The following is a 9296-nucleotide window of genomic DNA, read 5'->3' on the forward strand; positions in this document are numbered from 1 at the left end:
GTATCATACGGCCAAATCAAGGTCTTTCAACACAGTCTGGAGATAAATGTCAGGGGGAATGCAGAAGACCGTGGAGCCGTTCCACAAAGAATGCGGACTCCTCTTTTAGGCTGAATAGCTCCGGCGCAAACAGCCAGCTCTGGGTAACACCCATCAAGTGGATATACACCAGCAAACCCAGTTTTTTGGCTGGCTGCGAGGATGGCAATTGCTTGAGCTCCTGAGCCTTGGTCACTAGCTGAGACAAAGTGTCAACGATGTGGCTGGTCAACTCTCGTTCACGCTTGATCGTAGGTGCGATCGCTTCGGTCAGCTCAGTCTTGTTCAACAGGATTTCGAACGACTGACGAAACCAGACATCCGTTGCTAACAGCCCGAGCCATTGCCGCGTGAAGGCATCAATTGCTTTTAGCGGATCCGCGCTGTCTTGGGCGGCACTGTTGATCAGGTTTTCCAACGGCTCCTGGGAATACGCCAGTACAGCCTGATACAGATCATCCTTATTCTTGAAATGCCAGTAGATCGGCCCGCGACTGTAACCCGCCTCGGCGCCGATCATGCCTAGCGTGGTATTGGAATAGCCGTTGCGACTGAACAGTGTCAGAGCGGCTTCGATTATCTTCAGACGCGTTTTTTCTGCGTCTTCCTTAGTACGGCGCATGAATTATCCGCTTGCGGCACACCTCATGATCTTTCGAGCATGAAGTGTGCGGGCTAATATCAGAGCGCGTCGTCCGCCGCCATCTGCATGTAGGTGGGATCGAAACGCAGCTTTATGTTAGCGCTATCACCCAACGTCTTGCCACCGGGAAAGGCGATACCCACGAAATCAGCGGAACTGGCCCCTTCACCCAAAAGACCCTTCTGGTAGGAGAACTGGCGGACGCTATCCATGGCTTCAACTGCTTGCTCACTGGAGATGAATGCGACCGCATCGGCTGGCTGCCAGAACATCTTCATGCCAGCCAGTTGAGCTTCATAGCCCGCCTGATCAGTACCCGACGCTTCTCCCAAGAAGGCTCTTGCTTCCTGACCAGCTTCGCTGTCCGTGCTCATGATCGCCATCAGCTCAAACCAGGCACCGACCAGTGCCTTGCCCAGCGCGGGGTTCTCCGCCAGGGTCTGGGTGTTTACCACAGTCAAATCCTTGATGTGGCCTGGGATCTGACTGGAATCGAATACTTGATTGGCTCCGGGCATTTTTAACACGTCAGCAAGCAGTGGATTCCAGGTCACTACGTTTTCAACACCATCGGTACTGAATGCGGCCACCATATCCGCATCCCCGGTATTAACCACAGTCACGTCCCGCTCACTCATACCCGCGGTGTCCAGCGCCCGGGCCAATAGATAATGGGAGACTGACAGTTCAACCAGGTTGACCTGTTCGCCGGCCAGATCCTTGATATTACTGCTGCCTTTCATGACCAGGGCATCGTTACCGCTGGAATAGTCTCCAACGATCAACGCGGTGGTATCAATACCGCCGGCTGACGGGATTGAAAGTGCGTCCATACTGGTCGCTACTACGCCGTCGAATTCGCCTGCGGTGTACTGGTTGATCGATTCGATATAGTCATTGATCTGCACAATCTCGACTTCAATACCGTACTTGTCCGCCCATTTCTTCATGATTCCCGACTCATCGACGTACTTCCAGGGAATCCACCCTGCATAAATACTCCAGGCGATTTTAAAGCTATCACGCTCCTGAGCGCTCACCGACGGAACAATCAGCATGGTAGAAACAGCGGCCGTCATGAGTGCGCCGCCGAGCAGTTGTTTGATACGACGTTGGAATGCAAAAGGCTTTTTCATGTATCTACTCCTGAATGGATAAGGCGTTTGCCCGATCATGTGTCCAGATGAAAATTCCAGACTATGGGAAAAACTTTGCAAGAGGCGCGCCAGCTTCCGCCAGCGCAACAGGGTTAGAAGAATTTCAGGTACCGGTTTATCTCCCAGTCTGATACGTGGGTGTGATAACTGGTCCACTCATCGCGCTTATATTGCACGAAGCTCTCGAACATCGAATCGCCAAATACCTGCCTGGAAAGGGGGTCTGCTGCGAAGGCGTCGATGGCCTCTCCCAGGTTCTGCGGCAGCATATCGATACCCATCTCACGGACTTGCTGGTCAGTGTAGTTGTACATATTCTCGCGGTGCGGCAGACCAGGATCCATTGCTTCCTTGATGCCCTCCAAGCCGGCGGCCAGAATCATTGCGGCTCCCAGATAAGGATTGCAGGCGATGTCTGCCGCACGGCATTCAACACGCGCGCCTTGGGAAGGGATGCGCAACATATTGGTGCGGTTGTTATTGCCATAGCAGACGAATACCGGGGCCCAAGTCGAGCCAGACATACTGCCCTTGCGCACCAGTCGCTTGTAACTGTTTACCGTAGGCGCAATCACTGCACTGATTGCCTTGGCATGCTTCATCACACCCGCAATGAAGTGATAAGCCATGGTTGTAACGCCACAACCGTGAATATCCTCACCGTTGGCAGTATCAAACAGGTTCTCGCCGGTTTTCAGGTCGGCTAATGACATGTTGTAGTGAGCTCCGCTACCGGTGCGCGTGGCTGAAGGCTTGGGCATAAAACTGGCAAAGGCCCCGTGCTTACGAGCTATCTCTCCAGCCATCAAACGGAAAAACACCAGTCTGTCGGCCATGCCCAGAGCGTCGGTATAAGTGAAGTCAGTTTCGAACTGACCGTTGGCATCCTCGTGGTCAAAGGAGTACACATCCCAGCCCATGCTGTTCATGGCTTCTACCAACTCGCCAACGATGTGCATGTTGTCGCCCAGGGTGCGCGGGTCATAGCAAGGCTTGGACAACGAGTCGCGTCCGCTGATTGGCTCGAAACCACCATCGGCAGAATCCTTGAACAGGAAGAATTCAGTCTCGATACCGAGGTTGAACGTATAGCCCATGTCGGCTGCGGCGGCGACCTGTCGCTTGAGTATGCTCCGCGAGCAGGCTTCAAAGGGTGCTCCGTCCAGATATAGATCGCTGGCAAACCAGGCAAGATCAGGATTCCAGGGGCAGACGGTCATGGTAGAGACGTCCGGCATGGCAGCCACTTCATTGTCCGCAATATCCTGCGGCACCCCGTCTAACGCAGCGCCGGTGAACAGCTCTGAACCCTTGAGCATGCGTCCAATATGAGAAATAGGTACGAACTTGCCCTTGATGATGCCGTGGATATCAACATAACCGGCCAGAGCGTATTTAACGCCCTTGTCCTGCAGGGTTTGTTTAAGGCTTTCTGGTGATGGCTGAACGGTCATGTATGCACTCCAGTATGATAAAAGCGCCGGGGGTGGCGAGCTTGGTATGATTCTTCCATTCAACATACATGCCAGCATGCATGTATAAATCTCAAAAGGCATGTGGAGCCATACCCGCAGGACTTCATCAAAATCCATCTGGGAGTAGTAATAATGTCGGTACATCAAGGGCTTGAGCGGCAATTCCAGCTAGGCAATACACCCCTGCAAAGCGGTGAAATTCTGCGCGATGGCTGGCTCAGTTTCGTCCAGATAGGGGAGCTGAATGCCGCGGCGGACAACCTGATTCTGATCCCGACGTACTATGGTGGAACACACATGGGCAATATGCCCTTTATTGGTGCAGAGGGGCCCCTTGATCCAGAGCGGTTCTGTATTGTTATTCCCAACCTGATTGGCAATGGTCGCTCCATCTCACCTAGCAACTCACCGAATAATCAGTCCGCGGGGCATTTCCCCCGGGTCAGCCTGTATGACAATGTCATAGCTCAGAAGCGTTTGCTGGAGCACCATTTTCACGACGCTTCACCCGCATTGGTCATGGGGTGGTCAATGGGCGGTATGCAGGCACTGCAATGGGGTTGTCTTTACCCAGAAAAGGTCAAACGGATTATGAGCATCTGCGCTACTGCGCGCTGCTGGCCTCACAATCAGGTATTTCTGGAGGGAGTGAAGGCGGCGTTGATTTGCGATCCAGCCTGGCACGAAGGCTTCTATCATCATCAGCCAGAGGCTGGACTCAAAGCCTTTGCCCGGGTGTATGCCGGATGGGCCTACAGTCAGGCATTTTTCCGCGATGAGCTGTATCGCAGCCTTGGATTTGACAGTATTTCGGCCTTACTGGAGTACTGGGAAAAGGATCACCTGGCCCAGGACGCCAACAATCTGCTGGCGGTATTGGAGAGCTGGAAGTCAGCCGACATCAGTGCCAATGATGTGTATGCGGGTGATCTTCCTGCTGCTTTGGGCGCCATTAGGGCGAAGACGCTGATCGTGCCCTGCACGACGGACTTCTACTTCACCGAGCAGGATGCGGCCTGGGAGGCCGCGCATATCCCCAATAGTCAATGTGTGCCATTGCAGTCAAACTGGGGCCACTGTGCCGGAGCGCCGGGCCGTAACCCGATTGATACAGCTCGCATACTAGCAGCGTGCGCAACTTTACTTGAACGTTAGTGCTATTGAACTACGCTGCATCTTCAGGTCAGTTGTTCCTGCTGCGCCCAGCCACTGTAAATATATGTCATCGGGCGAGGACCCGGCAGGTATTCGGTAGCCAGGTCACCGATATTGAATCCGCCATCACGCAGCAATTGTGGAATGTCCCGATTCAAATGACAGCCACCGGCGAATGGCTTCCAGATAGGTGTAAGCCGATTCTGCCAGCGGCGCACGGAGGCATCCGGAGCCAGACCGTGTTCACAAAAAAGCAGGCGACCACCTGGTTTGAGTACACGAAGCATCTCGCGCAGAGCCGGCACTGGATCCGTGATTGAGCAGAGCGTAAACGTCATGACAATGGTGTCGAACCGGTTGTCTACCGCATGGATACCTTGTACATCGACGGCGATCATCTCCACTGGTATAGCACAATCTGCCGCACGACGAGAGGCTAAGGCCTGCATCTGCGCAGCTGGATCAACACCGACGATAGAGGTCACCTGATCAGGACGATAAAACTGAAGATTGAGACCGGTGCCAATACCAATTTCCAACACCTCGCCAACCGCCTGAGGCACGATGCGCGAGCGCGCTTTCATGACATCGCCCATGCCGCAGGCGATATCGATCATTCGCGGTAATACATAACGCTCATAAGGATTCATCAGCTCTTCCTTTTTGGGCTGAATGCTACGCATCAGTCCTTAAGCCAACTGAGCGTTTGCGGTTGCCCCTGATGCGCGTCGAACAGATGCCCGACATCCGGCACAGCATAGCATCGGTCTCCCCGCTTCGGCTGCCAGCGATTGAACTCCACATGACTGATGCCGACCTCCCAGGGCTCATCCGCTTGCCATCCGCAAGGCAACAACTCAAGCCGTACCTCGGCACCGATCAAGCTAATTGATTCAATACGCAGTGGCAGGTGAGCATGCTCCGCTGGCTTATCCTGCAAACGTACTTCGTGCGGTCGTAAGTAAAGCTGTATTGCCTCATCCGTGATGGGCGACGGCATATCGACCCAGGCTTCGCCTTGAACCAGACGTTGACCCTGCGCATCGCCGTTAAAAACGTTCACGTGGCCGAGAAAATCAAATACAAAGCGACTGTCCGGCTCGGCATATAATGCCTGCGGATTATCGACCTGCTCAATCTTGCCCGCACTCATGACCACAACGCGATCGGACAGCTCCAATGCTTCTTCCTGGTCGTGGGTAACGAAAACACTGGTGAAATGCAGTTCATCATGCAGCGCCCGAAGCCACCTGCGAAGGTCCTTGCGTACTTTTGCGTCCAGCGCCCCAAAGGGTTCGTCGAGCAATAAAATCTGAGGTTGCATGGCCAAAGCGCGCGCTAGCGCGATACGTTGTTTCTGTCCGCCAGACAGTTGCGCAGGGAACCGGTCTGCTAGATGACTGAGCTGGACCATTTCGAGCAGCTCACCCACCTTCTTGCGAATATCCGCCGCTCCAGGACGTTCCTTACGGGGCAGCACTTCTAGGCCGAAGGCAATGTTCTGCGCTACGGTCATATGCCGAAACAGCGCGTAATGCTGAAAAACAAATCCTACTCGACGCTCACGTACATGCAGCGGTGTAACATCCTTGCCGTGAAACAGAATGCGGCCCTGTTCGGCAGTTTCCAGTCCGGCAATGATCCGCAGCAGCGTTGTTTTACCGGACCCGGAAGGTCCGAGCAGCCCCGTTAGCTCGCCGTCGGGAATCTCCAGAGAGATATCATTGAGAGCTTGAAACTTGCCAAAATACTTGTTAATACCATCTAAGGTGATACTCATCAGCGACTGTCCGATTGATCAGCTAGCAGGGCGTGTTGGCGGGATTGACGCCACTCAACAAAGCTTTTCAGCAATAGGGTAAGCAAGGCAATCCCCGCCAGCAGTGAGGCGCTGGTGAAAGCCCCCACCGCGTTATAATCCTGATACAACAACTCCACATGCAGGGGCAGCGTATTGGTTACACCGCGGATGTTGCCTGCAACCACCGATACCGCACCGAACTCGCCTACCGCCCGGGCATTGGTCAAGACGACACCATAAAGCAATGCCCACTGAATATTAGGCAGCGTCACCCTACGAAACAGTTGCCAACCAGAAGCGCCGAGCACAACGCCGGCCTCCTCTTCCTCCCGGCCCTGCTGCTGCATCAGAGGGATAAGTTCGCGGGCAACAAAGGGACAGGTAACGAACACCGTGACCATGACGATACCCGGCCAAGCAAACATCAACTGCACATCCTGATCCAGCAACCATCCGCCAAGCCAACCGTTACTGCCGTACAACAGCAGATACAACAGGCCTGCAACCACTGGCGATACGGCAAAAGGTATATCGATCAGTGTAATCAGCACCTTACGCCCAGGAAACTCAAAGCGTGTCACCAACCAGGCGAGAAACACGCCAAAGACCAAATTAATCGGCACTGTCAGTGCGGCGACGAACAGTGTCAGCCCGATAGCATGCAACGTATAGGTGTCGGTCAGGTTATCCCAGAAAGTCTGCGCGCCCTCGGAGAACGCCTCGACGAAGATCAGCGCTAACGGTATAACCAACAACAACGTGGTTATTGTGAGTGCAAGAGCGATCAAGCTCCACTTAACCCAGGGTTGATCTCCGATACGCAAGCGTGATTTTGCTCGATTCATGAGTAACTACCGTCCATGCAGCCGTCGCAGATAGCGCGCTTGCCACAGGTTGATAGCGAGTAATAGAAATAACGACGCCATCAGCACCACGGAAGCAATCGCACTTGCCGCCGCGTAATCGAATTCCTGCAAACGTATGAAGATCATGAGGCTGGTTATCTCACTGACATAGGGCATATTGCCTGCAATAAAGATGACCGCACCAAACTCACCTAGGCTACGAGTAAAGGACAGCGCTATGCCCGTCATCAAGGCAGGCCAGAGGGAAGGAAAGAGAATACGCCGGAACACAGTCCAGTCCGAAGCACCCATACTCACCGCAGCCTCCTCATCCTCCGGTGCGAGATCTTCGAGTACGGGTTGAACCGTTCTCACCACAAAGGGCAAACTGGTGAAGGCCATAGCGACAACAATGCCCAGCGGAGTAAAAGCGACCTTGATACCCAGCATGGCAAGGTACTCTCCGTACCAGCCTCCTTCGGAGAAGAGCGCGGCTAATGTAATACCAGCAACCGCTGTGGGTAGCGCGAAAGGCAGATCCATCAATGCATCGACGATACGCTTACCCCAGAACTCATAACGAACCAGCACCCAGGCGAGTAGCAAACCCACCACGCCATTGAACAATGAAGCAATCCCGGCTGCCCACAGGGTCACCTTGTAGGAGGCGACAACCCGCTCATCACTGATCACCGCCCAATACTCAGCTGCACTCATTCCAGACGTTTCGATAATAAGACCGGTCAGTGGCAGCAACAGTACCAAGCTGATGAAAAGCAGGGAGACACCCAGACTCAAGGCAAAACCCGGCAAGACACGCTTGCCGGGGTTGTTGTTGCGCACTGGCGCTAAGGCGCCTATAGCTTTAGTCATGAAAGGAATAAATTATCTGCGTTGAAGTTGGTCAAGTTTACCACCGCTGGCGAAGTGAACCTTCATCGCGTTCTCCCAATTACCAGCAATATCCTCGATCGACAACAGCTCTACTTCAGGAAACTTATCAGCGAACTCCTGGTTTACCTTTTCGTTGTGTACGCGATAGTAAAAGCCAGCAATCAGCCGCTGGGCTTCTTCGCTGTACAAGTATTCCAAATAGGCTTTAGCAACTTCTTCTGTGCCGTTACGCTCAACATTGCGGTCAATCCAAGTCACTGGCATCTCGGCTAAGAAGCTAATCTTGGGAACAACAACTTCGTAACCACCTTCAGGATACTGTGCGAGGATGTTGTTAACTTCAGATTCAAAGGTCAACAGAACGTCCCCGATCTCGCGCTCTACGAAGGTAGTAGTCGCACCACGCCCACCTGTATCGAATACGGCAACATTACCCAGAAGCGTCTTGAGAAAAGCATCAGCCTTAGCCTCATCGTCAGGATAGGTTTTTTGCGCATAACCTAATGCAGCAAGGTACGTATAACGTCCATTACCAGAGGTTTTGGGGTTGGGCAGTACAGAAGTCACGCCGTCCTTAGCCAAATCATCCCAGTTACGGATGTTCTTGGGGTTACCCTTACGCACCAGAAACGCCATGGTCGAATAGTAAGGCGAACTGGCATTGGGCAAACGCGTTCGCCAGTCTTTCGGGATCAGATTTCCACGCTCATGCAGAATGTCCACGTCAGTCACTTGATTATAAGTCACTACATCTGCGCGCAATCCCTGGATGATCGCTTGTGCCTGCTTCGACGAACCACCGTGGGACTGCTGAATTTCAATCGTCTTGCCGCTTTCTTCCTGCCAATGCGCGCTAAATAATTCGTTATAGGCAGTAAAGAGTTCGCGGGCAATATCGTAAGACGAATTGAGTATTTCCTGATCTGCGGCCTGGGCTGGCGTCATTACCATGCCGGCGCTCAAAACTAAAACACCAGCCACGCTTTTCATGCGCCCCACTACTGATAATCCACCAGCCATAAAAACCTCTCCATGCATATTAGGATATGCAGATGCGTTTGATTAGGAGAGATAGCCTATAGAAATTAGCGGCATAGAACAATATCAGCTTTATACGGATTTTCTTATACCTTAAAACACTAAAGCATAAGGTTCAATGTTTTTGACTGCACAAAGTAAAACCCCGACCTGTTTCCAGATCGGGGTTTTGGTATAGCGCTTGACGATGACCTACTCTCACATGAGGAAACCTCACACTACCATCGGCGATGCATCGTTTCACTTCTG

At 53.0% G+C, this 9296-nt stretch carries 9 protein-coding genes; 1 reads left to right on the plus strand and 8 read right to left on the minus strand.

Annotation, left to right across the window (positions count from 1 at the left end):
• Positions 1–49 precede the first annotated feature (49 nt).
• The 3 genes from ACJAXR_RS13080 to glnT all read right to left on the minus strand — a co-directional run bounded on the left by ACJAXR_RS13080 (position 50) and on the right by glnT (position 3293).
• The gene (locus ACJAXR_RS13080; protein ID WP_415058712.1) at positions 50–661 is read right to left on the minus strand and encodes a TetR family transcriptional regulator; all 612 of its coding nucleotides are present in this window, start codon (positions 659–661) and stop codon (positions 50–52) included.
• 59 nt (positions 662–720) lie between these two features.
• Positions 721–1740 carry a putative urea ABC transporter substrate-binding protein gene (locus tag ACJAXR_RS13085; protein ID WP_415058726.1) on the minus strand — a complete coding sequence of 340 codons (1020 nt, stop codon included), beginning with the start codon at positions 1738–1740 and terminating at the stop codon, positions 721–723.
• A 191-nt stretch (positions 1741–1931) separates the two neighbouring features.
• Positions 1932–3293, minus strand: a complete 1362-nt coding sequence (gene glnT / locus ACJAXR_RS13090) for a type III glutamate--ammonia ligase (protein ID WP_415058713.1) — start codon at positions 3291–3293, stop codon at positions 1932–1934.
• A gap of 153 nt (positions 3294–3446) precedes the next feature.
• Between glnT and ACJAXR_RS13095 the strand changes: the two genes are divergently transcribed.
• Positions 3447–4469, plus strand: coding sequence for an alpha/beta fold hydrolase (locus ACJAXR_RS13095; RefSeq protein ID WP_415058714.1), 1023 nt, complete (start codon positions 3447–3449; stop codon positions 4467–4469).
• 23 nt (positions 4470–4492) lie between these two features.
• Here the strand turns inward: ACJAXR_RS13095 and ACJAXR_RS13100 are convergent, their stop codons facing one another.
• Genes ACJAXR_RS13100 through cysP form a run of 5 tightly spaced genes read right to left on the minus strand, consistent with a single transcriptional unit; the run spans position 4493 to position 8999 of the window.
• Complete coding sequence (locus ACJAXR_RS13100) at positions 4493–5119, minus strand: class I SAM-dependent methyltransferase (RefSeq protein WP_415058715.1); 627 nt, start codon at positions 5117–5119, stop codon at positions 4493–4495.
• A 32-nt stretch (positions 5120–5151) separates the two neighbouring features.
• On the minus strand, positions 5152–6249 hold the full coding sequence (locus ACJAXR_RS13105; RefSeq protein WP_415058716.1) for a sulfate/molybdate ABC transporter ATP-binding protein: 1098 nt from the start codon (positions 6247–6249) through the stop codon (positions 5152–5154).
• Positions 6249–7115: a sulfate/thiosulfate ABC transporter permease CysW gene (gene cysW, locus ACJAXR_RS13110; RefSeq protein WP_415058717.1), complete on the minus strand. Its 867-nt coding sequence runs from the start codon at positions 7113–7115 to the stop codon at positions 6249–6251. Before cysW ends, ACJAXR_RS13105 begins: the two co-directional genes overlap by 1 nt.
• Positions 7116–7121: 6 nt before the next feature.
• On the minus strand, positions 7122–7988 hold the full coding sequence (cysT, locus tag ACJAXR_RS13115) for a sulfate/thiosulfate ABC transporter permease CysT (RefSeq protein ID WP_415058718.1): 867 nt from the start codon (positions 7986–7988) through the stop codon (positions 7122–7124).
• A 12-nt stretch (positions 7989–8000) separates the two neighbouring features.
• Positions 8001–8999, minus strand: a complete 999-nt coding sequence (gene cysP, locus ACJAXR_RS13120) for a thiosulfate ABC transporter substrate-binding protein CysP (protein ID WP_415058727.1) — start codon at positions 8997–8999, stop codon at positions 8001–8003.
• Positions 9000–9296 lie beyond the last annotated feature (297 nt).

Source organism: Halopseudomonas sp. (assembly GCF_047631575.1).
Lineage (GTDB): Bacteria > Pseudomonadota > Gammaproteobacteria > Pseudomonadales > Pseudomonadaceae > Halopseudomonas.